Here is a 26,802-nt window from a genome sequence, read left to right as displayed (position 1 = left end):
TTAGACATAAGTTTCGTTTCTGCAATCATTTCGTAAAAATATTTTCCATCTCTATATGCTTTCTTATCAACCGAATAGCAAAGTTTGTACGAAATAGGGCGTTCTGACCACGAACCCGGAAAGAATGACTAGAAAAAAGGAACGTTTTAGCTAGTCATTTCAGCTATAGAACGTGTACAAAGAAGTTTTCATTAACATTAGTATTAATATTAAATTTAGAATTATGAACAAAAAGTTTTCTACGCTTGTTGCCAGCGTCCTGCTGGCGGGTGGGTTCTCTTTTAGCGCACAGGCGGCAGGAATGCCAACAGAAGCTAAAGCTGGGGACTATGTTAAATTAGGAACAGAGGGTACTTCTGCTCTTGCAATTGGAAACAATGGCGTTCTGAGTAAGGTTGATCTGAATAGCATTATTCAAAACAATGCTTTCCAAGAAGGAAAGACTTTCAAAGATTTGTTCAACACATTATGGCGTGTTGAAGTTATTAAACCTGCAGAAACAAGTGCAGCTCTGTCTTATCGTTTTGTAAACAAACAAACTGGTGAGTATTTGGCTATCAAGTTGCAGACAAATAACAAAGGTGCATCAACTGCTGTTGCTAAGATCGATGCAACAGGTAACAAAGAATGGTCTGTTGATGCAAATGGTCATTTGTATGCTTATGTTCCTAATGCAACGGCAGGTAAGGACTCTACTTTCTATTTGGATGCTAATTTGAAGTTAGCTGCAAAACAGGGTTTACCAGGAACTTTGACCGGAACAGCATTTACTATTACTTTACCGAATGACTACATCACATTGACAGCTAAAGCTTTCAATGATGTTATGGCTTTGCCGGGTAATGGTGGTAAATTGTATTTCAACAATGGAAAAGACGTTTCTTCTAACGAAACAAACGTTTTAACTGCTGCTAAAAAGTGGGAAGCTGTTGAATATACCTCTGCTGCTAATACTTTTGCTTTGTGGAATGGTGAGACTGTGAAAGGTTTTACAAATGACATGACAAAAACAAAAGATGGAAAAGGTTATATTCAGATCGACAAGAAGAAATATTTGCAGGTTGATACGATTTATCAGGATGATGCCAATAAATATTTTGCATTGGTAGCTGATACAGTACCTAATGATAAATATGCAGCTGGAAAAGTTGGCGAAGTTGATTATATTGCAGGTGCATTTACAGGCACCGTAAATTCTGCAAAAGGAAGTAATATTAAACGTGCCTCTGTTTCTGCTGAATTTTCAGGTGTGTATTACTATGGAAATGACTCTTTGGTTCTGAATACAACAGTTGTTCCTAAACCTTTGAATGTGTCTGGTACTGAGATGGTTAGTGTTTTGACTGATATTGATGGTTATACAGATTTATATACTGCTGCTATTATGGCAACTGCAGCAAACAAGGACTTGAAAGATGCTGTTAATGCATTGAATACTGCTTATGAGTCTTTCATTGCAGCATCCAATTCTACAAATGCTGAGGTTGAATTTAAAACAGATAATGCTGCTTTAATTGATGCTGTAAAAGATCTTAATACTCCTACAGTCGCTGCAATAACTAGTTATGTTGACGCTTTTAGTGATTTAAAGCAATCGGCTCAAACTGTGACTCCAGGAACTGTTTCTGCTATTGCTGGTTATGATGCGGCTAAGACTAAAGCTCAGGGTAACGGTGCCGATACAGAGATTGCTAACTTGGACGCAGCTTATCAGGCTTTCTTGACTAAGGCTGCTGAAAATAACACAGATGCTGCTATTACTTTTGCTGCTGCAAAGTTTGATGCAAATGGTACTTGGAATACTGGTGGAACTAGTACTGGTCAGACTCTGATTACAGCAGTGGATGACGCAGCTACTCACACTGATGTTCAAGCTTACACAGTTCTGTTTGCTGATTTTGAGTGTCCTGCTCAAACAAAAGTAGATGGTCAAGCAACCCCTATTGTTGGATATGACGAGTTGAAAGATGCTGTATTGGCAGTAGCTGCGGAAAATACAACTTTGCGCGGTGCATTAAATGCTTTGGATGCTGCATATAATAAATTTATTAATTTAGGTGGTGTATATGGAAGTGATTATACCTTTACTACTGTAGATGAAAATTCAGCATTGATTGAAGCTGTTAAAACAAATAATACAGCAAATGCTGCAGCTGTTACAGATTATGCAGTTGCGTTTGATGCAGTTAAGTATGCAGAAGCTATAGAACAACCTGTTTCAGTTGCTGGTAAATATTTTACTAATGGAACAACAGCTTTAACAACAGAGTCTGCTAATAATGGTCAGGTAGTCCTTCGTAAACTTGGTAAAGGTATGGTTCTGACTGTTGTTAATGATGGTGCACTAGATCCTACTAAAAAAGAAGATGACGGCACTATCAACGGTTACACATTACCTTTGATGCAGCCGTACGCAACAATGGCTGGTGATGCTGTTATCGCAACTAATAACCTGTACTTCTGGCAGATTAAGAATGAGGTTGATCCGAAGAATACTGACAAGTTTAATGTAGCTTCTTACAGTGATGAGGATGGTAGCATGGCTATTGTAGCTTCTGCTGATACAAGCACTTACAACCCTGCAACTCAGTGGGCTATTGTTAAGGGTGCAACAGACGGTTACTATCAGATTGTAAACCGTGAAACAGCTGCTGTTGAATATGTAGGTCCGGTATTCGTAGTAAAAGACGAAGATGGTAAGGCTATCGCTGATACATATACAAATGGTACTGATACCTTGAAACTGATCGCTGTTGATCGTTCTGGCTTGAAGTTTGAAACAGAAGATAAAGTTGCTTACGATTACAACGGTTACTTCTATGCTGGTGAAGACAACAGTTTGATCAATCGTACTTTCAAGATATCTTCTGCTTCTCCTTATCTGAATGCTCTGTATATGCAGTCTAAGAAAGACAGCGTAGTAGTATTAGGTGAAGACGCTGTAGTTTGGTATTTGGAAACAGTAAAAGACAGCAAACTGCCTTATGGTCTTGAAGTTGTTGGTTTTGAAGATATGAAACGTGCTAAATATCATGTTTATATGACAGATGCTGATGGTAACAAATACTATATCTACAACAATTCTAATGATAACGTATTTAGCATTACAAGATCTGATAGCAAGGAAGCTGAAAGCAAAGCAGCATTCTACTTTAAAGCTGTTGCTGAAGGTCAGTATATGATGATTGATACAAAGACAGCTGCTACTTGGGCTAAGATGACTGTTAACCCACAGCCGAAACAGCCGATCGTAGAATCTTCTTCTTTGATCTCTGAAAAGAACGACTACTTCACAATCGAACAGACCAACCTGAATGTTTACCGCGAACTGGGTGTAACAAAGGCTGACGATGGTTTGATGCTGAACGGTGTTGATTCTGCTAAGATCTTCATGGAAAATGAGCCGACCCGCTTCCTGTATGAAAACTCTGTAAATATCGTAGCTAACAATGGTAACGAAGTTGCTAAAGATAGCTTGAATTTCTTAGGTATTTATAATGCTGCTGCAACACAGAGTGAAGCTGCTCTATTCATTGATACAGCTTATGTTGATCGTGAAGACAACTATATGCCTCAGTATATGATCGGTCTGCGTCAGTCTTATCAGGAAGCCGGTACAATCATTGATTGCCCGGATAAGAACCCGAACTGTACTGACCCGAGTCATAGAAAAGCAACTGATGCTTACCGCACAGCTGATTATCTGGTATCATTGTCAGACTCTGTGCCTGCAGGCGTTAAGACTCACCCGAGCTTGTACGACGGCGCTTATCGTTTGGCATTTGTTCCTGCAACTCACATTGCTGATACTATCATTATCTCCAGCTCTAAGTTTGTTGGTACAAAACAACATAAGAATGATTCACTGATAGTTAAAAATAACACTCCTAACAAGGCTACATTCGCTCTGAGAATCAAAGATCAGGATACTAAGAGCTTCTATATGGAAACTGTAGGTGGTGCTTTCGTTCGCATCTTGAATGGTGTACCTGTATTGACAGATAAGATTGCTGATGCAGCTATCTTCAATATTTCTAAGACAACTGAAGCTCCTGTTGCTAACGAAAATATCAACGCATCTTCAGTAAGTGTAATTGCCGGCGAAGGTTATGTAACTATCAAGGGTGCTCAGGGCAAGACAGTTGCTATCAGCAATATCCTTGGTCAGACTATCGCTAACACAGTTCTTTCTTCCGACAATGCAGAAATCGCTGCTCCTCAAGGTGTAGTTGTTGTAGCTGTTGAAGGTGAAGCTGCTGTAAAGGCAATTGTAAAATAAGAATACATTTAAATTGAAATAAAATTCTATCACGCGATCTTAGGGTCAAGTATCCCGCGAGGGGGAAAAGGTGATAGTTTAATACTAAAGTAATAAAATAAAGTTCATCTGCCAGTACTCCTGCGAAGGAGAAAAACAGACACAAAAAAGGCCCCGGAAGTTCCAATTTCCGGGGCTTTCTTGTATATTTGTGTTTCTAAACTTAATTCTAATAAAATAAAAACATGGCAAAGGAAGTTACTTTTAAAATAGAAGGGGTACAAGGTGAGCTAAAGTTGGTGTACGGAATGTTTAAAATACATTTGTTTCAGGATGGCAGGGAAATAGTAAGGAAGGGAGCTTTTAATCCGAAGTACTATGTTACAAATACCGAAGGTGAACAAGAAGAGATGAAGATCGTCTATGGTTTCGATTTCGTTCATGTAGTTACCTTCCGTGGAAAAAAGATAGATCTGGAGGAACGTTTATCCACCCGTGAGTATATTGTGGGAGGTCTTCCTGTTTTATTGATATTGACAGGTGGCCTGCTCGGTGCTTTATTCGGCATCGTGGGAGCTACATTCACCTACAATTATATGCGTCGGGAAAAATCTTTTATAAAACAATTGCTGGTTTCATTGGCTGTTTCTGCCGGTAGTTATGTTGCCTATTTTGTATTTGCTTTATTATTCACTATGCTAATAGGACGGTAGACGAAACGTTGCCGGTTGGTAGGCTGTGGTAGGATACAGAATATTGTTCGTTCTCCTGACAAGTAGCCTTGTGCTGCTGTCAGGAGCGAATAAAAAGTATAAGAAGAACGTCTGATCTTTGTTACGTTATAAAAACTCTACCGTTTTCTCCAACGCCATCCCATGCGATCCTTTGATCAGGATGTGAAACCCTTTTAACGGGTTGGCTTTTAATGCATCGATCAGTTCTTCTGTTGTTGCATAAGTGGTAAACTCTTTGCCCGCTTTCCGGAAATGTTCCCCGCAAAGGAATACCTTATCGAACTTACCTGCTTTTACTTCGGCTATTACTTCGGCATGCAATTCGTCGCTTGTCGGGCCCAGTTCACGCATGTCTCCCAGAATAACGGCTTTAGGGGATACAGGCATGGAAGTGAAGTTCTCGATAGCCACCTTCATACTGCTCGGGTTAGCATTGTATGCGTCGATCAGTAAAGTATTATGTTCTGTTTTCTTCAATTGCGAACGGTTGTTGGTCGGTTCGTATGCCGCAATAGCCCGGCTGATACGTTCTGCCGGAATCTTGAAATAACGGCCCACGGCTACGGCTGTCAATACATTGTCGAGGTTATATCCGCCTATCAGATGCGTTTCAACCGTATGTATCTTGCCCTGCTGTTTCCAGTCGAAAGTAAGGTATGGGTTACAACTGATGATGTGGCCTGATGCGAAAGAACTATCATCGTTCCCGTAAGTGATCTGTTCGATTCCTTTGGCAATCTCCTGCAGGTCTTTATTCTCTTTCTTAATAAATATCTTGCCTTTGGTACGGCGGATATAGTCGTATAACTCTCCTTTGGTCTTGACTACTCCCTCAAACGAGCCGAAGCCTTCCAGATGCGCACGACCTACATTTGTAATGATCCCGTAGTTGGGTAATGCGATCTCTACCAGCTCCTTGATATCTCCCGGATGGCTGGCCCCCATTTCTATCACCGCCATTTCATGGTCGTGGGTCAGGCGAAGCAAGGTGAGTGGGACGCCGATATGATTGTTGAAGTTTCCTTCGGTATAAAGCAGGTTAAATTTGGTCGATAATACAGCAGCCAATAGTTCTTTGGTAGTGGTTTTTCCGTTTGTTCCGGTAATTCCGATAACAGGAATACCCAGCATTTTCCGGTGACGACAAGCCAGTTGCTGCAAAGTTGTCAATACATTATCGACCAAAATGGTACGCTCCCCAATGACATAATCCGGATTATCGATTACCGCGTAGGAGCAACCGGTAGCTAAAGCCTTTTCCGCATATTGGTTCCCGTCGAACCTTTCACCTTTCAGGGCGAAGAAGATAGATCCCCTTGGGCAATTGCGGCTGTCTGTTGTTATTTTCGGATTGTGTATAAACAATTCATACAGTTCTGATATACTCATAGCTTTTTTTCATTTGCTTATTATTGGTGAGCAAAAGTAACAATTAAATGAAGAATGAGGAATGAAGAATGAATATTTAAATGAGAATCGTGTATCTTTGCTGGAAATATGGATCGAAATGTTAGATAAAACGCTCAATATTAAGGGTACACTCTTGTCGTTGGCGACTCCTGTCGTGATGGGTATTTTGAATGTAACCCCCGACTCTTTCTATGCCGACAGCCGTAAACAGAATGAAGCAGCTATCAATGACCGGATACAGGCAATTCTCTCGGAAGGCGGAGAGATTATCGATATCGGCGGGTATTCTTCCCGGCCCGATGCTGCTGAGGTTTCCCCGGAAGAAGAAATGGAGCGCCTGGCGTTTGCGTTGAAGATATTGAATACGCATTATCCGGAAGCTGTGGTATCGGTGGATACTTTTCGTGCTGATGTAGCCCGTAAATGTGTGGAGGAATATGGCGTCGCCATCATAAATGATATATCCGGCGGCGAACTGGATAAAAACATGTTTGCGACAGTAGCCGATCTGAATGTACCTTATATAATGATGCATATGCGGGGGACTCCCCAAACAATGCAACAATATACCGGTTATACGGATATGATGGAGGAGATCATGTTGTATTTCGCTACGAAAGTTCGTGAACTGCGTTTGCTGGGCGTGAACGATATTATTCTTGATCCCGGCTTTGGCTTCAGTAAGACCGTCGATCAGAACTACTTTCTGATGAATCATCTGCAGGAATTCGGATTGTTCGAACTTCCTCTCCTGGTGGGGATATCCCGTAAAAGTATGATCTACCGTTTCCTTGGAGGAACACCGGCCGATAGCCTGAACGGTACTACGGTATTGAACACGCTGGCACTGATGAACGGTGCTGATATTCTCCGGGTTCATGATGTAAAAGCCGCTGTCGAAGCCGTCAAACTTGTTTTAAAAACTGTCAACTGTCAACTATCAACTGTCAACTGTTAATATTATGTGGATGCATTTCGGAATAAAAGACCTGATCGATGTACTGCTGGTAGCCTTTTTTCTTTACCAGACATACAAACTGATGAAAAGTTCGGGTACGCTGGCCATCTTTAGTGGGGTAGTTTCGTTTATTATAGTATGGATTCTTGTTTCGCAGGTGTTGGAAATGCGTTTGATGGGGGCTATACTGGATAAGTTTATCAGTGTCGGTTTTGTAGTATTGGTTATTCTGTTTCAGGATGAGATCCGCCGTTTCCTGATGGCGTTAGGGTCCCATCGGGGATGGAAGTTCCTGGGAAAGCTCTTTTCAAAAAGGGATACGAACAATGAACGTGAAGGGAAATTTGTCGCTCCCGTAGTATTAGCCTGTATGAATATGGCCCGTAAAAAGACCGGTGCCCTGATCGTGATCCAGCAGGATGTCGATCTCTCGGTCTATGAGCATACGGGAGAGATGTTCAACGCTGATGTCAATGCCCGCCTGATCGAAAATATTTTCTTTAAGAACAGCCCTTTGCATGATGGCGCTATGATCATTGCCGATGGGCGTATCAAGGCCGCAGGCTGTATCCTTCCGGTTGCCCAGAATGCCAGTCTGCCGAAAGATTTGGGGTTGCGGCACCGTTCCGCATTGGGAATGTCTCTTGAGACTGATGCGTTGATAATTATTGTATCGGAAGAACGTGGTAAAATATCTGTAGCCCATAATGGTAAGCTGGAGATCAATATTTCAGCCGAAGATCTGCAACAAATCCTTTCCGGAGGGCGAGAAGTCGTGAATTACTGTTAAATGTTCTGAAAGTGACAGCTCTGGTTGCAAATAGTTTGTGCTTTTTGCAAACTCTATGTTGCATTTTGTCTACTTTTGTAGCCGCAAACAGTAGCAATTACTAAATACTATAAAAAATATCTTCCGCTATGGACTTAATGCAAGAGATTATTGCACGCGCTAAAGCTGACAAGCAGCGTATTGTTCTTCCCGAAGGAACAGAAGAAAGAACATTGAAAGCCGCCGACCGTTTACTGGCCGATGGAGTTGCCGACATCATTCTGATTGGAAATCCGGCAGAGATTTCCTCTTTGGCAGCTAATTACGGTCTGAACCACATCGGACAGGCTACTATTGTTGACCCTAAAGATCATGAAAAGAAAGCTGCTTATGCAGATCTGCTTTTCCAATTGCGTCAGAAAAAAGGTATGACACCTGAAAAGGCTGCTGTCCTTGTTGAAGATCCTTTGTTCCTGGCTTGCCTGATGATCAAGGCTGGTGATGCCGATGGCGAAATTGCCGGTGCACAGAATACGACAGGTAATGTGCTTCGTCCTGCTTTGCAGATCGTTAAGACAGCTCCGGGCATGAGTTGTGTATCGGGTGCATTCCTTATGTTTACAAAGAAACCGGAATATGGAAAAGATGGTCTCCTTGTATTTGCCGACTGTGCTGTGATGCCGAATCCGACTGCTCCCGAACTGGCTAGTATTGCTGTGGCTACTGCTGCAACAGCTCGCGATATCGTAGGTGTAGAACCTCGTGTGGCTATGTTGAGCTTCTCTACGAAAGGAAGTGCTTCTCACGAAATGGTAGACAAAGTAGTTGAAGCTACTCGTCTGGCTAAAGAAATGGCACCGGAACTGAAGATCGATGGTGAGTTACAGTCTGATGCAGCTCTGGTAGAATCGGTTGCTTCATTGAAGGCTCCGGGCAGCGAAGTTGCAGGTAAGGCTAACGTACTCGTATTCCCTACATTGGAAGTTGGAAATATCGCTTATAAGCTGGTTCAGCGTCTGGGTGATGCAGAGGCCGTAGGTCCGATCCTTCAGGGTATGGCTGCTCCGGTGAACGATCTTTCCCGTGGTTGCTCAGTAGACGATATCTATAAGATGGTTGCTATTGCAAGCAATCAGTCGATCGGTTTGAAAGCTGCCAAAAAATAAAGAAAAAAGACACAACAAAAAGATATGAAGATATTAGTTTTAAATTGCGGAAGTTCGTCTGTAAAGTACAAGTTGTTCAATATGGACACACATGAAGTACTTGCACAGGGGGGGGTGGAGAAACTGGGTCTGCCGGGTTCTTTCCTGAAATTCACTCAGCCGGACGGTAAGAAGGTTATTCTGGATAAAGAATTGCCGGAACACAATGCGGCTATTGAGTTTATCCTGAGCGTACTGACAGATGAAAAATACGGCTGTATCAAGTCGTTTAACGAAATTGACGCTGTAGGTCATCGTGTAGTACACGGTGGTGAAGCATTCAGCGGAAGTGTGGAAATTACTCCGGAAGTGATTGGTAAAATGGTTGAGTGTATCGACCTGGCACCGCTGCATAACCCACCAAACCTGAAAGGTATCCGTGCCATGAGCGCATTGATCCCGGGTATTCGTCAGGTGGGGGTATTCGATACTGCTTTCCACCAGACAATGCCGGATTATGCTTATATGTACGGGCTGCCTTATTCCTTGTATAAGAAATATGGTATCCGTCGTTACGGTTTCCACGGAACAAGCCATCGCTACGTGTCAAAACGTGCTTGCGAAATCCTGGGTGTTCCTTACGAAGAACAGAAGATCATCACAGCTCACGTAGGTAACGGTGGTTCTATCGCTGCTGTTAATAACGGTAAGAGCGTAGATACTTCCATGGGATTGACTCCGGTTGAAGGTCTGCTGATGGGAACCCGTTGCGGTGATGTGGATGCAGGTGCACTTTCATTTATCATGGATAAAGAAAAACTGGATGCGAAAGGCTTATCCGATCTGATCAACAAACAGAGCGGTGTTCAGGGGCTTTCTGGTATCTCTTCCGATATGCGTGAGATCGAAGCTGCTGTTGCTGAAGGCGATAAACGTGCTATTCTGGCTCTGAATGTTTATAACTACCGTATCAAGAAATACATTGGTGCTTATGCTGCTGCCATGGGTGGTTGCGATATCCTGGTATGGACCGGTGGTGTAGGTGAAAACCAGTGGGCTACCCGTCGTGTTGTATGTGAAAACATGGAATACATGGGTATGAAGATCGACGTTCAGAAGAACGAAGGCATGCGTGGTGAAGAAATGGTGATCAGTACTCCGGACAGTAAGGTAACAATTATCGTTGTTCCTACCGACGAAGAATATATGATTGCTTCCGATACAATGGATATATTAGGTAAATAATAAATAGTACTAGTCCTCACAGCTTACAAAACACAGGATTAGTGTTTAGGCTGCTCCGACACCGGTTGGAGCAGTCTTTTTTTATGCCGTTATGTGAAGTTATTCTGCTTCGAACTGTTCAAGGAACAGGTTTTCCCCGTCCCATACGATATAGGAGAACAGTCTCATCCAGTCGCCGGCTATCAGTAGGCGGGAAGTACGTGAGAGCATTAGGTCGAGCATGATGTGACGGTGGCCGAAAATGAAGAAGTTGATATCCGGATGTGTTTTCAGATACTCTTTGGCAAAGAGAACCATATATTCGTGCTCTTCCCCTTGATAGTCGGGAGATTCACATGTCTTGTGCTTCTCCAGCCCTTTTTTGCGACTGCTCAACGACCAGCGGAGAGCAAAACCGAATGTCCAACGGGGATGAATGCCGGCATACAACCATTGACAGAATTTATTGCGGAAAAGAGCGCGGATAAAACGGAATGCTTTGCTACGGTAATCTACTTCGTCACCGTGCCCCAGGAAGAAACGTTTACCTAGTATGTCGACAGTTAATACATCCCGGTGAATGGTTGCTCCTATCTCATTAGGAAGATAATCGAACATCCAGATATCGTGGTTGCCGATAAATATATGAATCTCTACACCGCTGTCCGACAGTTCGGCGAGTTTCCCTAGAAAACGGGTAAAACCTTTGGGTACTACATATTTATATTCATACCAGTAGTCGAATATGTCTCCCAGGAAATAGATTGCCAGTGCATCTTCCTTGATGCTATCGAGCCAGCGAACGAGTTTTTTCTCGACTGCCAGCGGGTCTTTGTGAAAGCGGGCGCCCAGGTGGGCGTCCGATGCAAAATATATTTTCTTCCGCGAAGGATTCATAAGAAACCGAGTTCCAGTTTAGCTTCTTCCGACATCATTTCTTTATCCCATTCCGGTTCGAACACGAGGTTGACTTCCACGTTGTTCACACCGTCTACCGATTCTACTTTCATGCGTACATCTTCCAGGATGAAATCGGCTGCCGGGCAATTAGGGGCAGTCAGGGTCATATCTATACGGACGTTCTTTTCGTCGTCTACATCAACTTTATATATCAGGCCGAGATCAAATACGTTGACCGGAATCTCCGGGTCGTATACAGTCTTCAGCATGGCGACAATCGCTTCTTCTGTTTGGAGGAATTCGTTGTTCATCTTCTTTTAATTTGAATGCAAATATACATTAATATCTTCTATATACTAAACCGTAGAAAAGAGAAAATGTTTTACAACCCCAGTCTCCCTTCATCCGCATAGCTGAAGTAGCTGCCGTCGGCAATGATGATATGGTCTGTCAGCTTTATCTCCAACAAGTCTGACGCTTTTTCCAAACGTCTGGTCAGGATATCGTCCTGCGAACTGGGATGTGTGTTCCCGGACGGATGATTATGACAAAGGATAATCCCCGAGGCCAGTGCATTGATCGCTGTTTTGAGTATGATGCGGAGGTCGGCAGACGTTTCTCCCGTCCCACCCTGGCTGATCCTGTGTTTTCTGATCACTTTCCCGGCACGGTTGGTCAGTGCAACCCATAATTCTTCGTATGGTAAGTCGCATAATAACGGATGGAAGAGTTTGTAGGCATCGATACTGCTCCGGATGCTGTTGCGCAGTATAGGATCGGACAGGTTACGCCGTTTCCCTATCTCAAGGGCTGCACAAATGGTAATTGCTTTGGCTTCACCGATTCCCTTGAATCCGGAGACCAGGTCATGGATCGCCTGTTTGCCTAATGCATTCAGGTTGTTGTCTACGCTGTTGAGGATACGTTGTGAAAGTTGGACAGCCGTTTCACTGCTGTTGCCTGAACCGATGAGGATGGCCAGGAGTTCGGCATCACTGAGGGATGTAACACCTTTGAGTAGCATTTTTTCACGTGGGCGGTCTTCCTCTGCCCATTCTTTTATTTTCATAGCGATGTATTTTGGTAAGAAAAAAATAAGGGACGATACACCGTATCATCCCTTATAAACGTCAAATATTATGAACGAACACGTCCGCAATAGGAACCGTCCGCTGTGTTTACTTCGATAATTTCACCTTCATTGATGAATAACGGAACACGAACTTCTGCACCTGTTTCAACTGTAGCAGGTTTCAATGTATTAGTAGCAGTATCGCCCTTTACACCCGGTTCTGTGTAAGTGATTTTCAATTGAACCTTAGCAGGCAGGTCGGCGAAAAGAACTGTATCTGTAGAAGCGTCAGAAACTACATCAACGATCTCTTCTTCTTTCATATAATCAACACCGTTGATGAGGGCCTTGTCGATGATTACATCTTCATAAGTTTCCTGATTCATGAAATGATAATGTTCGCCTTCTCTGTATGTATATTGATGAGGACGACGTTCTACGCGTACGTCTTCCAGTTTTTCATCGATATTGAAACGGCGATCAAGGATACCACCTTTTACTACATCTTTCAGTTTGGTACGCATGAAAGTGTTTCCTTTTCCTGGTTTTACGTGAAGAAATTCAACGCAGAAATACAATTTCCCGTCCAGGCGGATACACGTTCCGTTTTTAATGTCTTGTGAATTGATCATACGATATATTTTTTATTTATAATGATTTTTTGAGTTGTCTTCGGTCATTTCCGGGTACAAAAGTAGTGTTTTCCTCTTAAAATACCAACATGTAGCATTCTTTTTGTTTAGAAAAGAGTTGCAAATCAGTCTGATATGATACGTGAATGGTATCCGGAGGAAGAATTTCCTAAAACAGGGAAATGATAAAACTGATCACGGGAACCAGAATAGCAGTCATGATTCCCATCAGTCCGATGGCTAATCCGCTCAGCGCTCCTTCAATAGCTCCGATCTGTATAGCGACTGAAGTTCCTACGCCATGCGAGGATGCTCCCAAGGCCAGACCTTTGGCAATTCGACTCTCTATTCCTAACACTTTCATGACGAATGGGCCTACGATACTGCCGAATATACCTACTGCAACTACGATGACAGCCGTTAGTGAAGGTATTCCTCCGGCCTTTTCGGCAATACCCATAGCAATAGGAGTCGTTACGGATTTGGGTTGGAGAGTGGCGATCAATGCCTGGTCGGCTCCCATAAGGTCACCTATCACGATAACGCTTACAATCCCGACTATTGCCCCGACGAATACCGAGGTAAGGATAGAGATTACATTCCCTTTCAGATACTGCATCTGTTCATAGAGTACGAATCCCAATGCAACAACCGACGGACCCAGCATGAAATGGATCAGATGACTGCCTTTTTGAAAAGACTCATACTCTATACCCATTGTCTTCAGAACGACAATAATAACGAGGATGGAGGTCAGTAACGGATGCAAAAGGCTGATACGGGTTTTCTTATATAAGGCCAGTGCAGCCAGGTAAGTACCGATTACCAATGTGAGTGCAAATATTTCCGATTGTACCAGATTATTCATTACTTCCGCCCTCCTTGCCTAGTTTTTGCTGGATAAGTGCGACACTGGCAATTACTAAAATGGTGCTGACAACGGATGCGGTAAGAATGACTGCCCAATATTGCGATATAACACCCAGCGAAGTCATAAGTCCGACACCTGCCGGAAGGAAAAACAATCCCATGTTTTCTGTCAGTATGGTCGACAGTTTCTTAACATTTGCAGGTTTTACCAGTTTGAAAGCCAATGCCAGGAATAATAATATCATACCGATCACGCTTCCGGGGATGAAGCCATCGATAAAGGAGCTGATGAATTCTCCGGTAAAATAGAAGAACAGAATGTAAAATGCTTGTTTTAGCATATCTCTTTGCTGTTTTAATAGACTCTGCAAAGATAACAGCTTTGTATCAAATATGTTCTACAACATATCGATTTAACATAAATCTGTGTAACAAACTGGGTGCTCGACCAGACTTCGTTTTTATGTTAACGCCGAAGATATAAACATATAAATCATCATGCCGATGATGTCGTTGGTGATTGTGATAAACGGGCCGGTAGCCAATGCCGGATCTATTTTCAGGCGGTCGAGTGTCATCGGGACCAGAGTGCCGAAAATACTGGCAAACATGACGACGGAAAACAAACTCAATGAAACCGAGGCTGTGATACCTTTGTCTCCCAGCATAAAGAAATTGTAAACAAATACGACCAGACTGATAATGCTGGCATTGATAAGTGCAACGATGCCTTCCTTTAATATCTGCGGGAGAATATTATCCTGCTTCAAAGAGTTGTTGGCCAGGCCTTGTACCACGATAGCAGACGATTGTATACCGACATTTCCTCCTGTTCCACCGATCAATGGGATAAATAACGCCATCTTCGGATTGCTTGCCAGGTTCCCTTCGAAACCACCGAGGATCACCGAGTTAGCCAGTCCGCCAATCATACCGATCAATAACCAAGGAAGGCGGGCGGCCGTCTGGGTAAATACGTTATCTGAAGTTTCCACGTCTTGCGAGATACCGGATGCCAACTGGTAGTCACGTTCATGTTGTTCGCGAACTTCATCCATTACGTCGTCGATCGTGATACGTCCGACAAGGCGTCCGATACTGTCTACTACCGGCAAAGCCACCAGGTCGTACTTCTCGATCGTTTCGGCTACTTCTTCGATACTGTCGCTATCACGTACCGAGATCGGTTCTTTCTTCATGACATGCTTGATCTTGGAAACGGAAGGGTTGGTGATCAGCCGTTGAAGAGGGAGAACCCCCTTTAGGCGTTCGTCGTCGTCTATTACATAAACATAATAGATCTCGTCCATGTCTTCGGCTTGCTTACGCATCTCTTCGATACACTGGGGCATACTCCAATTCTCGTTGACCACGATCATTTCCGTACCCATCAAACCACCGGCGGTGTCTTCGTCGTATTTCAGCAGGTCGACGATGTCACCCGCCTGTTCCACGTCTTCGATATGCGAAAGGATCTCTTCCTGCGTATCTTCATCCAGCTCACGCATCAGGTCTACAGCATCGTCGGTTTCCATGTTGTCGACGAAGCGTTTGGCGATCAGCTCGTTGGGTAGTTCTTTCAGTAACTTATGACGGTCTTCTTCGTCCAACTCCATCAAAACGTCAGCCGCTTTGTCACCATCCATCAACAGATACAGATAGATTGCTTCCTGCAGATTCAGTTCCTGGTATAACTCGGCAATATCAGCCGGATACAGGTCATGGAGCATCGCTTGTGCTTTGGCATCATCTTTTTCGGAAATGATACTTTTCAGATTTTCGATATAGTCTTTCGTCAGTTCAATCATAAGTCACTTTTCTTAATCAGACGTTTGTCCGGTGTTAGTATATACCATACACTGTCTTCTCTGAATTCCGGCGAAGCAAAGCTTTGTTCCTTGTTATTGCCGTCGTAGCGTATGCCTGCAATGTCGAGGAATGAATGGAACAGATTGGATGTGCTTACTTTTTTCTCTTTATGATTTTCTATTGCTTCCGCTTTCTCCGGGCGAACGGTCCGGTAGGCGGTGGAAGTCCATATAAATAACGGAATATGCAACTCGTAAATAGACGGTTCCGTATTGCCGTGCACTGCCAGGTTGCGTGCGTCGTCGTAGAGATTTTCAGCATGGTCGGACAGGTAGACAACAGCACTGACGGCCTTTTGGTCGTCCACCTTCCGGATGATCTCGTTCAATACATAGTCGGTGTAACAGATACTATTGTCGTAGCTGTTGACCAGTACTTCCTTGTTTGAAGGGCTGACTACGTCGTACCCAGTATTCTCGTGCAGTGAAGGTGTGAAACGGCAAAAAGATTCCGGATACCGGGCATTATAACGGAAATGGCTACCCAATGTATGGATGACGATCAGTTGCCTTTGCTTGTCCAGGCTCAACACTGAGTCGAGGTGGGGCAATAGTTTTCCGTCGTAATTATCGGCAGAGTCAAAATCGGTGGTGGAGAAGAACGTGTAGTCCATATCGGCCGTAATACGTTTTACAAAACGGTCGCTCGACGACTGGCTGGCCAGCCATGCCGTGTTGAAACCACATTCTATAAAGGCCTCGGGCAGTGCTTTTTCTTTGTAAGCTATATCCGGCTTGTCGGGTGTTGCCCGGGTCAGTATTTGCTGGATAGCTATGTTGGTCAGATTGGATGTCGTGAGCACCTTACTGTAAGACACCAGGTTTTCCTGTTTATCGAGCAACGGGGTAGTAGGTCGGTTGTATCCGTTTAACGCATAGTTGCCGTAGCGGCTGGATTCTCCGATCACCAGTACGTAGATCTCTTTACCCGGTATCGTATCCTCCCGTTCGGCCTCGAAGGAGAAGTCTTTCAGCTGTTCCTGCATTTCCCCGATTTCACGTTCCATACCTATTACTTCGGCAGTAGCAGCGATCAGGTCGCAGGGGTAGACCTTTTTATATTTCATGCTGAAGTTCGAGTTGGCGGCACGCAAGCGGTAGATCGCCCCGTCGGTATAATCCGACATCTTCCACATCATCAGCCATAAAGCGATATTGAAAAGGGTGAACAGGCTGAATACAAGAATCTTTCCCTGTCCTGAAAGTATCGGTTTGTTTTCTATCTTAGTAAATAATATCCAGTAATAGAGGATGAGGATCAGAAGGAAGAGGATGACATATCCCTTCAATGAGTAGATAAGCTCAAAGGCTTCCTGGTTGTTCGTATTCAGGATGGCCGACATCAATCCGATGGATATCGGCATTTTATTGAGTAGAACATGTCCGATCTCGATCGGACTGAATAACAGGAATATGCTCGATAACGTGAAATATGTTTTTGCTTTGAACAATAAGGCCGGAACGAACAATATCAGGCAGGAAAAAAACAGATAGGCAATTTGCTTCATTATATCGCCGGCCAGGTCGCTCGATCGGAACATCACCACAAAGTTTGGCAAAAGAAGCAGGAAAAACAACAGGAATATCCATCCGTAATTGTTAGATGGAAATAGCGCCCGGATTATTTTTCCTATTGGTTTCATGTGTTGTTTTTTGTGCTGTTTTTATTCTTTCTGTATTGTCCCCGTTTGTTGCAACCACTTGTTGGTGATTAATGTTAATTCAACGAATTGCTCGACTGATAATTGTTCAGGCCGTTTATCGAAAATAGGCAAGGCATAATCCGGACAATCTTTTCCCAACAACGGCTTCATCGAATTGCGGAGCGTTTTTCGTCGTTGGTTGAAAGAGGTCTTGACGACTGTCTTGAATAATTTCTCATCACAACCGAGCTCTTTTCGGTCGTTTCTGATCATCCGGATCACGGCACTTTTCACTTTTGGAGGCGGGTCGAATACGGTTTCGCTCACCGTGAAAAGATATTCTACCGTGTACCAGGCTTGCAGCAATACGCTTAATATACCGTATGTCTTACTGCCGGGGCCGGCCGCCAGTCGTTCGGCCACTTCTTTTTGTATCATGCCGGAGCAACAAGGTACATGCTCTTTGAAATCGAGTACCTTGAAGAATATCTGGCTGGATATATTATATGGATAATTACCAATGACGCAGAACTGACCGGGAAATAGCTTTGAAAGATCCAGCCGCAGGAAATCTTCAGCCAGGATACGTCTTTCGAGGGCAGGGAAGTTCTGTTCGAGGTAATCTACCGATTCCATATCCAGCTCCACCACAGTCAGGTCGTGACCGGCTTCCAGCAGATATTGCGTTAGTACGCCCATCCCCGGACCGATCTCCAAAACAGGTAAATCCTTGTAGTCGCTAAGTGTATCGGCTATACGCTGAGCGATATGTAAATCCTTCAGGAAGTGTTGTCCTAAAGCTTTTTTCGGTTTAACTAATCTCATCCGGTTTTTGATGTAAAGTATTCGTATTAAAATATAATGCTTATCTTTGCGGGTGCACAAAAATACAACAAATAATTTAAAGTATCCTACGTAGAATGAATTTTAAAAGTATACTACAAACGTTTGTCAAGATATTTCTACCCTTAGCTTTTGGCTGTTTGCTGCTTTGGTTCTTGTATAGTAATATGGATGTTACCGAGATATGGAGAGTAATCCGCGAGGGTGTGAGATATGATATCATCCTGGTCTCTTTATTGTTCGGTCTGTTTGCCAATGTGGTTCGCGGGCTTCGCTGGGGGTTGCTTATTTCGTCGTTGGGCGAGCGTTTTAAAATGAGCAATATAATCTATGCTGTTTTAGGAAACTATGCGGTAAACATGGTGCTTCCCCGTGTAGGTGAAGTTTGGCGTTGCGGTATTATTACCAAATATGATAAGATCCCTTTTACCAAGCTGTTGGGGACTCTCCTGATAGACCGCGTAAGCGATACGATCGTGGTCGGATCGATCACTTTATTGATCTTTATCTTTAATTTCGACTTCTTTGTCAGCTTCTTCGCCAGGAATCCGGCGTTGCTGGACGGCTTCCGTACCATGTTCGATTCTATATGGATTTATGTGGGGGCTGTAATTTTAGTTGGCGGAATTTGGTTTGTTTTCAAATATATGAGTAACTTTACGCTGGTTCAGAAAGCAAAGTCTTTGTTACTGAATGTGTGGGATGGAATGAAGAGTATATGGTTACTCAAGCAGAAAGGACGTTTCCTATTGCAGACGTTGTTGATTTGGGGTGGTTATTTCTGTTATTTCTATATCACATTCTATGCTTTCGACTTTACACGCGACCTGGGGATAACTGTCGGACTGATTGCTTTTACCATGAGTAGTATCGGTGTAGCTGTCCCTGTGCAGGCCGGTATCGGCGCATGGCATTTTATGGTAATCGCAACGCTGGTATGTTTTGGCGTCAATGAAAATGATGCTGCTGCTTTCGCCCTTGTGGTTCACACGGTTCAGACTGCCTGGACGGTGATATGTGGTCTGTTCGGTATTGTGGCATTGCCGCTTACCAACAGGGATAATAAGGTGGAGTTGGCAGTTGACAAATAATAGTTGACAGTTAAAAAACTCCGTGCGGTAATCCTTTTGGGAATAAGTTTGTTACTATATATTATTTATTAATCTGGTTGTCAATGTCTCTCTTGGCATTTATCTGTCAACTGTCACTTGTCAACTGTCAACTTAGAAGAAACTATGTCAGCAGAAATCAAGAATCTTTCTCCGCAGCATGTCTGGGGTTATTTCTATGACCTCACACAAATCCCTCGTCCTACAGGACATATGGAAGCAGTTACCCGTTATGTAGAAGCTTTTGGTAAAGGATTGGGATTGGAAACCTTGCGGGATGAAGTTGGAAACGTTCTGATCCGTAAACCTGCAACCTCAGGGATGGAAGGACATAAAACCGTTATCCTGCAATCGCACCTTGATATGGTTCCCCAGAAAAATTCTTCCATAAAGCATGATTTCCTTACTGATCCGATCGATGCTTACATAGATGGCGACTGGGTGACAGCCCGTGAAACCACTCTAGGTGCCGATAACGGTATCGGCGCTTCCTTTGCTATGGCTGTACTTTCCGATACAACGATCAAGCATGGTCCGATCGAAGCCCTTTTCACCATAGACGAAGAGGAAGGGATGGACGGTGCTTTCGGATTGAAGCCCGGTTTCCTGAAAGGTGAAACATTGATTAACTGTGACTCGGAGGAAGAAGGTGAACTATTCGTCGGTTGTGCTGGCGGGGCAGACCTGAACATCTCCGTGCAGTTTAAAGAAGATACGTATATTCCTGAAGGCGATGTTGCTGTTAAGCTGAGCCTGACAGGTTTGAAAGGCGGTCATTCCGGGGTGGATATTCATCTGGGACGTGCCAATGCCAATAAATTGATGTTCCGTTTCCTGAAAGAGGCGGTTTGTGATTACGGTGCCCGTTTATCTTCGATCGAAGGTGGCTCGCTTCGTAATGCGATTCCGCGTGAAGCGTTTGCCGTGGTGACGATTCCCGGTGATAATGTGGAATCATTGTGGGAACTGGTGGCTGACTATCAGGATATGTTCCGTGAAGAATATAAAGGTATTGAGAATAACATCAGCTTCGTAGCCGATATGACCGATCTGCCTGCGACATTGATACCGGAAGAGATACAGGACGATCTGATCAATGCAATAGAAGGGTGTCAGAATGGCGTGATCAGTATGTTGTCTGATTTCCCGGGTACAGTAGAATCATCGTCTAACCTGGCAATAGTGAGATCTTCCAATGAACTGATCGAGATAAAGATATTGGTACGCAGTTCTTCCGAAAGTCGTAAGGCTTCCGTATGTTCCAGCCTGGAAAGTGTATTCTCTCTGGCAGGAGCGAAAGTAGAATATGGCGGTGCTTATGGCGGTTGGCAGCCGAATATCGATTCACCACTTTTAAAGGTCGCATCACAGACTTATGAAGAGTTGTTCGGTAAAAAACCGTCGGTAAAAGTGATGCATGCCGGTCTGGAATGTGGTATTATCCAGGAGTCTTATCCTACTATGGATATGATCTCTATCGGTCCGGATCTGGAATATCCCCATTCTCCGGACGAACGGGTGAATATTCCGTCTGTGCAGAAGGTGTGGGATTTCATTGTTGCTACGCTGGAAAGAATTTGATCTAATTAAGATAATACTTAAAGAAGTTTCCTTTTTAAGTTGTATCCCAAAAGTTTTTTGTCTAACTTTTGGGATACGGTTTATTTACAGGCAGCTTCTTTTGTTTTCTCAAAATAGTATTCATATCATTTTGTACTGCAAACAATCTTTGTCACTTGTAGATATTTTAATATTTCTTATCTTTCTACCAGTGGTAAATAAGAAATATCATTATTTTTGTCTTCTATAAAGCTGTAAATTCATGTCGTCAGAAGGATATGTTCAAGATTTTATGGCGTTGGAAACTTTGTTTAAACGCTTTTATAAGCCGTTACAGGCGTATGCTTTCCGTTTTGTGAATGACAAGGACTTGTCTGAAGATATCGTACAGGATGTCTTTTTTGAACTTTGGCAACGACGTGAAAGTATCCGTTTTGAGGATGTCGTTGTAAAGTCCTATCTTTTCAGAGCTGTTTATACACACTCCCTGAATGCGCTGAATAAAAAACACCAGAATGTATGTTCTTTGGACTCAGAAAGGGAAACGGATATTTTGGATCAGTATGTATCTTCCTATATGCAAAATTCTGAGCAGAGTTTATTATTGAAAGAACTTGAAGAAGAAATTATGTCTTATATAAACACTCTTCCCCCTCAATGCCATAAAATATTTATGCTAAGCCGGAGCTATGGATTGAAAAATCGTGAGATCGCAGAGCAATTGGGTATTAGTATAAAAGCCGTTGAAAAGCAGATAAGCAAAGCTCTTTACGGTTTAAAAGAGCATCTTGTCCGTAAAGATTTATTCCCATTATTGATACTGGCCTTTATGTGTTCTCGTTAAGCAGTTTTGTACCGGAACAAATTTTTTTTATAGTAAAGTGCCTGTTTCATAAGCATGAAACAGGTGAAAACGGCTTGTCGAATTACGTATACTAGCTGATTTTTCTTTTATCCGGATAAAATTTTTCAGAAGGGGGGTAGGGTAAAATCTCCCTTTTTTGTATTACTAATATAAAGAATTTATAATGAAAGAAAATACAAACGATATAAACGAAATTATAATACGCTATTTAGACGGTTCGGCAGAATTGGAAGAGAAGAAATTGCTGCTTCAATGGCTGAAACAAGCAGATAGTAATCGGAATGATTTCACCGCAATCCGCGACCTATGGTTATCCTGTAATGTGGCAGCCGGCAACGAGTTGGAGGTAGATATCGCTTTAGAGAAATTGAAAAAACGGATTTTACAGGCGCAGGAACAAATAGAAAAAGCATCGCATGCAAAGCGAAAATCTTTATCGCTCGTTTTACGTTGGACACGAGGTGTTGCTGTATTATTGCTTTTATTGGGGATAGGCTATGGCATTGGCAGTTGGAGGAAACATTCGGCTGATGATTTCACAGTACAAAATCAACTGATAACGGCAGAAGGAAGCAAAGGACAGTTTACACTACCGGACGGATCGGTTGTTTGGCTGAACTCAGAAACCAGACTGACTTATCCGGATCAATTTGCCGGCGACAGGCGGTTGGTTACTTTGGAAGGTGAAGCCTATTTCGAAGTTGCGAAAGATGCGAAAAAGCCTTTTATCGTACAAGCCGGAGAGATAGATGTAGAGGTACTGGGTACTAGCTTTAATGTAAATAGCTACTCTTCCGGTGAATTTGTGCGAACCGCATTATTAAACGGTAGTGTAAAAATTTCGGGAAAGACTATAGAAGAACCGGTTTATCTGAAACCGAACGAGTTATTTGAGTACCGAAAAATAGATCGGGTCTCTTCTGTTGAAGATGCGAAAGCTGCTTTATATGCCGATTGGATTAAAGATCGTTTGGTATTTGATAAAGATTATCTATCCGATATTTTGATCAGTATGGAAGGCCGCTATAATATGGATATCGAATGTCCGGAGAAGTTCGCTGCTTCTATCCGTCTTTCTTTTACGATCCGGAACGAGAGTATTGAAGAGGTCATGGAAGCAATGAGTCTCATTGCTCCGATAAAGTATGAAATAAGAGGAAAGAAAGTATATATAATACCGAAAAAATAGATGTCTAACTTTTAAAATGTACTGCTTATGGGAATATAAAAAGAATGTTATCGCTAAAGAAAGGAAACAGATGTATGTTGGTTAGGTCCATCTGTTGAAAATTAATTAACCTATCGTCCTATATTGAATGTTCGACGATAAAGTTTAACTGAAAATCTAAGTAAAATATGAGTTATTTCAACCGAAAGGATTTGTTGGATTCTTTTTATCAAAAAGAAGTCAGGATAATAAAATTAGTCTTGATAATGTTAACCGTTATGTTATGCGGGCTTTCCGCTGAAGAGTCTTATTCACAGACTGTGCGGATTAGTCTCAATATGGAAAATTCGACAATCAAAGAAATTTTGAAAGGAATTGAAAATCGTAGTGAGTTTACGTTCTATTACAATGACGATATTATTGATGTAGACAAACGCCTCACTTTGAATGCCGAAAATCTTAGTATATCTGATATACTAACTACAATTCTACCGAATTGTAGTTTTAAGATATCTAATAAAAATATTATTATAACAGCTAGGGAGGCTGGTATTTCCCAGCAGGGAAAAACTATCACAGGAATTGTGCGAGATACCAAGGGGGATCCGGTTATCGGTGCGAATGTATCGGTGAAGGGGACGACTAACGGTACGATTACCGATTTGGACGGAAAGTTTGTTTTGGATGGTGTTACAGCCAATTCAGTTCTTTCAATTTCTTATATCGGTTACATTGCTCAGGAGATCACAATGGGCAATAAAAATTCTTTCGATGTAGTTTTGAGAGATGACACACAGGCTATTGAAGAGGTTGTAGTTGTGGGTTATGCCGCCCAGAAGAAGGTGAATTTGACTGGATCTGTAGCCAGTCTTAACTTCTCGGATGAAAAGTTGGCCCGTCCGGTTACCACGATCGCTGCTTCTTTATCAGGTATGGCAGCCGGTGTGAATGTGATGAACACCAGTAGCCAACCGAATGCAGAAGGTGTTTCTGTGTTGATTCGTGGTACAGGTACAATGAATGATGCCGGTCCGCTGATTTTGGTGGATGGTATGGAAATGGGACTCAATGAGGTGAACCCGAATGATGTGGCCTCAATTTCCATCTTGAAGGACGCTGCGTCTTGTGCTATTTATGGTAACAGGGGCGCCAATGGTGTTATCTTGATCACAACTAAGCGGGGAACGGATGGTAAAATCAACGTAACCTATTCCGGTAAGTTCTCTTATCAGACTCCGGCCAAATTAATTCGCCAGGTGACTGATTATGCGGACTATATGGAATTTGTCAACGAAGGTTATACTAATACGAATCAAGCAGTCAAATTCTCACAGTCGACGATCGATGAATGGCGCGAAGCTGCCAGGAATCCGAATGCAACGAATGCTGCCGGAATTCCGAATTATGTTACACACCCTAGCACAGATTGGTATGATGTAATCTATGATCCGAAATGGATGCAGGAACATACCATCAGCTTGACAGGTGCAGAAAAGCGTACTAACTATGCCATTTCCGGTACTTATCTGAATAATCCGGGTTTGGTTATTGAATCTGGTGTTAAAAAATACTATCTGCGTAGTGATGTCGAGTCTAAAGTGACTGACTTTCTGACTGTCGGAATGCGCGCCTGGGGATATAATGCCGATCAGGATCGTAATAATTTGAGCGATATGTGGGGGTTGAACATGCAGAAGGTGACTCCGGGCGTCTATCCTTATTATAATGGTAAATATGGTGGAATCGAAACCAATGAGGAAGATGGACAAGCCGGTAACCCATTGCTGAATATGAGTAACTCTTATGGTTACTACAAGCAGAATAAATATTTCGTCAATCCGTATCTGGAAGTGAAGTTCCTGAAAGATTTCAAATTCACAGCTAATTTGTATTATGATCAGTTTACGAACCATCATAGATGGCAACCGTCTGACTATAAAGAACAATATAGTTTCAATCGCTCGATGACATTGAATACGCCTCCGACATCGACAGATATGTCTACTTATAAAGTATATGATTGGCAGAAACGGGAAAAGAACTGGAAGACAAATATGTTGCTGAGTTGGGGACATATTTATGGAAAACACGATATAAGTGCTTTGGCTGGTTATGAAGAGGCTCGTTATTGGGGTGACGAAGTGGACATTTGCAAGGAAGGTATGTCAAGTATCTCTTTGACGGATTTTAATGCCATGACAGATCCGTATTACATCAAAGGTTCTTCTTATGAATATTCTTCCCGTTCCTGGTTCGGCCGTGTCAATTATGGGTTCGATAACCGTTATCTGTTTGAAGTGAATATGCGTTATGACGGATCTTCCCGTTTTTCTCCTGACTCTCGTTGGGGGCTGTTCCCTTCTTTTTCTGCCGGTTGGCGTATCTCTGAAGAGAAATTTATGGAGGATGTAGACTGGTTGAGTAATTTAAAGTTGCGTGGATCTTGGGGTAAGTTAGGAAACAACTCTATCGGCAACTACGAATGGCAGGCTCTTTATGGATCTGGTTATAACTATGCGTTCAACAATAATAAATCCAATGGTTTGGCTATGACGACTTTCTCCAACTACAGTTTGGAATGGGAAGAGACTGCTGTTACCAATATTGGTCTTGACTTTGGTATGTTGAATAATCGTTTGAACGGAACGGTCGAAGTTTATAACAAGAATACGACCGGAATCTTGTATCGTCCGACACTACCTGAATCCTTGAACCAATTTACCTCTCCGCTTCAGAATTTGGCCGATGTAAACAACAAGGGTATTGAGTTCTCGTTAGGCTGGAATGATCATGTCGGAGATTTCGCCTACTCGGTTTCTGCCAATTTTACTTACAACAAGAATGAGGTAACGAAATATAAAGGTGAACTGATCCGTGAATGGCGTACAGACGAAAATGGCAATAAGACATGGTATCAGAATGTAGGAACGGTAGCTAATGGTTCTTCTACGTTGATTGTGGAAGGACATCAGATGAATGAATTTTACATGATGAATCCATACAAAGGTAACGGCTCTTATTTCAATACGGATGGATCTGTCAACATCAACGGTGGTCCGAAAGATGGTATGATTCGTACAGAAGGGGATATGAATTGGTTACAGGCGATGTTTGATGCCGGTTATAAATTCTATCCGAACCAGTCGATCGGTAAAGATAAGATATGGTATGGTGATATGATCTATGCCGATTATAATGGAGATGGCATCTACGGTAATGATGATGATCGGGAATTTCAGGGTGTTTCCAGTACTCCGAAATACTACTTCGGCTTGCAGGCAAGTATGACATGGAAAGGCTTTGACCTTTCGATGAACTGGGCTGGTGCAGCAGGATTTAAGATCGATTATTACAAACAGACTCAGAATAGCGTTAGTATCACACACGGATATGGTATTGGTTATGACGTAGCTTATGACCATTATTTCTACGATCCTGAAAATCCTGGCGATCCACGTACGAATATCTATTCTCAAACACCGCGTCTTGTGGGGTATCAGAATAGTGGACAGGCTAGTGCTACGAGCTCTTGGCATCTGCAGAATGGAAACTATATGAAGCTGAAAAACCTAACGATCGGTTACACCTTCCCGAAAGATTGGATGAAGGTTGCATTTATCCAGAATGCGCGTGTCTATCTGTCTGGTGAAAACTTACTGACGATTACAAAATTCGAAGGATCTGATCCGGAACGTATGAGTGGTGACGGTTATCTGCCGATTCGCCAGTATACAGTTGGTGTTAATGTGACATTCTAATTAAATTGTGGAAAAG

At 42.8% G+C, this 26,802-nt stretch carries 21 protein-coding genes; 11 read left to right on the top strand and 10 right to left on the bottom strand.

Annotated features, from left to right (window positions below):
- Positions 1 to 223: 223 nt before the first annotated feature.
- Positions 224 to 4,279 (top strand): DUF6383 domain-containing protein, encoded by a 4,056-nt coding sequence (locus tag BQ7394_RS21490; protein ID WP_075559283.1) that lies wholly within the window; start codon positions 224 to 226, stop codon positions 4,277 to 4,279.
- A 224-nt stretch (positions 4,280 to 4,503) separates the two neighbouring features.
- Positions 4,504 to 4,971, top strand: a complete 468-nt coding sequence (locus tag BQ7394_RS21485; protein WP_075559282.1) for a hypothetical protein — start codon at positions 4,504 to 4,506, stop codon at positions 4,969 to 4,971.
- A gap of 126 nt (positions 4,972 to 5,097) precedes the next feature.
- On the opposite strand, the gene BQ7394_RS21480 is transcribed toward BQ7394_RS21485, so the two are convergent.
- A complete protein-coding gene (locus tag BQ7394_RS21480) occupies positions 5,098 to 6,381 on the bottom strand; it encodes a UDP-N-acetylmuramoyl-tripeptide--D-alanyl-D-alanine ligase (RefSeq protein ID WP_075559281.1) in 1,284 nt (427 codons plus the stop codon).
- Positions 6,382 to 6,499: 118 nt separating this feature from the next.
- On the opposite strand from BQ7394_RS21480, the gene folP reads away from it, so the two are divergent.
- The 4 genes from folP (at position 6,500) to BQ7394_RS21460 (ending at position 10,519) form a co-directional block, all read left to right on the top strand.
- The gene (folP, locus tag BQ7394_RS21475; RefSeq protein ID WP_075560157.1) at positions 6,500 to 7,360 is read left to right on the top strand and encodes a dihydropteroate synthase; all 861 of its coding nucleotides are present in this window, start codon (positions 6,500 to 6,502) and stop codon (positions 7,358 to 7,360) included.
- 4 nt (positions 7,361 to 7,364) lie between these two features.
- Positions 7,365 to 8,150: a diadenylate cyclase CdaA gene (cdaA, locus tag BQ7394_RS21470; RefSeq protein WP_075559280.1), complete on the top strand. Its 786-nt coding sequence runs from the start codon at positions 7,365 to 7,367 to the stop codon at positions 8,148 to 8,150.
- A 128-nt stretch (positions 8,151 to 8,278) separates the two neighbouring features.
- A complete protein-coding gene (gene pta / locus BQ7394_RS21465) occupies positions 8,279 to 9,295 on the top strand; it encodes a phosphate acetyltransferase (RefSeq protein ID WP_075559279.1) in 1,017 nt (338 codons plus the stop codon).
- Between the two features lie 24 nt (positions 9,296 to 9,319).
- Positions 9,320 to 10,519, top strand: a complete 1,200-nt coding sequence (locus tag BQ7394_RS21460) for an acetate/propionate family kinase (protein WP_075559278.1) — start codon at positions 9,320 to 9,322, stop codon at positions 10,517 to 10,519.
- A gap of 99 nt (positions 10,520 to 10,618) precedes the next feature.
- Here the strand turns inward: BQ7394_RS21460 and BQ7394_RS21455 are convergent, their stop codons facing one another.
- The 9 genes from BQ7394_RS21455 to rsmA all read right to left on the bottom strand — a co-directional run bounded on the left by BQ7394_RS21455 (position 10,619) and on the right by rsmA (position 18,308).
- Positions 10,619 to 11,395, bottom strand: a complete 777-nt coding sequence (locus tag BQ7394_RS21455; RefSeq protein ID WP_075559277.1) for a UDP-2,3-diacylglucosamine diphosphatase — start codon at positions 11,393 to 11,395, stop codon at positions 10,619 to 10,621.
- On the bottom strand, positions 11,392 to 11,709 hold the full coding sequence (locus tag BQ7394_RS21450; protein ID WP_075559276.1) for an SUF system Fe-S cluster assembly protein: 318 nt from the start codon (positions 11,707 to 11,709) through the stop codon (positions 11,392 to 11,394). Before BQ7394_RS21450 ends, BQ7394_RS21455 begins: the two co-directional genes overlap by 4 nt.
- A 71-nt stretch (positions 11,710 to 11,780) precedes the next feature.
- Positions 11,781 to 12,467: a RadC family protein gene (gene radC / locus BQ7394_RS21445; RefSeq protein ID WP_075559275.1), complete on the bottom strand. Its 687-nt coding sequence runs from the start codon at positions 12,465 to 12,467 to the stop codon at positions 11,781 to 11,783.
- Between the two features lie 68 nt (positions 12,468 to 12,535).
- Positions 12,536 to 13,102, bottom strand: a complete 567-nt coding sequence (gene efp, locus BQ7394_RS21440; RefSeq protein WP_075559274.1) for an elongation factor P — start codon at positions 13,100 to 13,102, stop codon at positions 12,536 to 12,538.
- 169 nt (positions 13,103 to 13,271) lie between these two features.
- Positions 13,272 to 13,970 carry an LrgB family protein gene (locus BQ7394_RS21435; RefSeq protein WP_075559273.1) on the bottom strand — a complete coding sequence of 233 codons (699 nt, stop codon included), beginning with the start codon at positions 13,968 to 13,970 and terminating at the stop codon, positions 13,272 to 13,274.
- The gene (locus tag BQ7394_RS21430) at positions 13,963 to 14,313 is read right to left on the bottom strand and encodes a CidA/LrgA family protein (RefSeq protein ID WP_075559272.1); all 351 of its coding nucleotides are present in this window, start codon (positions 14,311 to 14,313) and stop codon (positions 13,963 to 13,965) included. The genes BQ7394_RS21435 and BQ7394_RS21430 overlap by 8 nt, the downstream gene beginning before the upstream one ends.
- A 120-nt stretch (positions 14,314 to 14,433) precedes the next feature.
- A complete protein-coding gene (gene mgtE, locus BQ7394_RS21425) occupies positions 14,434 to 15,780 on the bottom strand; it encodes a magnesium transporter (RefSeq protein ID WP_075559271.1) in 1,347 nt (448 codons plus the stop codon).
- Positions 15,777 to 17,483: a phosphoethanolamine transferase gene (locus tag BQ7394_RS21420; RefSeq protein ID WP_075559270.1), complete on the bottom strand. Its 1,707-nt coding sequence runs from the start codon at positions 17,481 to 17,483 to the stop codon at positions 15,777 to 15,779. Before BQ7394_RS21420 ends, mgtE begins: the two co-directional genes overlap by 4 nt.
- A 21-nt stretch (positions 17,484 to 17,504) precedes the next feature.
- On the bottom strand, positions 17,505 to 18,308 hold the full coding sequence (gene rsmA, locus BQ7394_RS21415) for a 16S rRNA (adenine(1518)-N(6)/adenine(1519)-N(6))-dimethyltransferase RsmA (RefSeq protein WP_075559269.1): 804 nt from the start codon (positions 18,306 to 18,308) through the stop codon (positions 17,505 to 17,507).
- A 95-nt stretch (positions 18,309 to 18,403) separates the two neighbouring features.
- Between rsmA and BQ7394_RS21410 the strand changes: the two genes are divergently transcribed.
- The 5 genes from BQ7394_RS21410 to BQ7394_RS21390 all read left to right on the top strand — a co-directional run bounded on the left by BQ7394_RS21410 (position 18,404) and on the right by BQ7394_RS21390 (position 26,786).
- On the top strand, positions 18,404 to 19,417 hold the full coding sequence (locus BQ7394_RS21410; RefSeq protein WP_075559268.1) for a lysylphosphatidylglycerol synthase transmembrane domain-containing protein: 1,014 nt from the start codon (positions 18,404 to 18,406) through the stop codon (positions 19,415 to 19,417).
- Between the two features lie 144 nt (positions 19,418 to 19,561).
- Entirely contained in the window at positions 19,562 to 21,016 is a 1,455-nt protein-coding gene (locus tag BQ7394_RS21405) for an aminoacyl-histidine dipeptidase (protein WP_075559267.1), read from the top strand.
- 241 nt (positions 21,017 to 21,257) lie between these two features.
- Positions 21,258 to 21,839, top strand: coding sequence for an RNA polymerase sigma-70 factor (locus BQ7394_RS21400; RefSeq protein WP_075559266.1), 582 nt, complete (start codon positions 21,258 to 21,260; stop codon positions 21,837 to 21,839).
- Between the two features lie 184 nt (positions 21,840 to 22,023).
- Positions 22,024 to 23,049 carry a FecR family protein gene (locus tag BQ7394_RS21395; protein WP_075559265.1) on the top strand — a complete coding sequence of 342 codons (1,026 nt, stop codon included), beginning with the start codon at positions 22,024 to 22,026 and terminating at the stop codon, positions 23,047 to 23,049.
- A 167-nt stretch (positions 23,050 to 23,216) separates the two neighbouring features.
- Complete coding sequence (locus tag BQ7394_RS21390) at positions 23,217 to 26,786, top strand: SusC/RagA family TonB-linked outer membrane protein (RefSeq protein WP_210436538.1); 3,570 nt, start codon at positions 23,217 to 23,219, stop codon at positions 26,784 to 26,786.
- The last annotated feature ends 16 nt before the right edge of the window (positions 26,787 to 26,802 follow it).

The sequence above is a fragment of the Parabacteroides timonensis genome (assembly GCF_900128505.1).
In the GTDB taxonomy this organism is placed as follows: domain Bacteria; phylum Bacteroidota; class Bacteroidia; order Bacteroidales; family Tannerellaceae; genus Parabacteroides; species Parabacteroides timonensis.
Note: the sequence above shows the minus strand (reverse complement) of the source record. Positions and strands in the feature narration are given on the sequence as shown.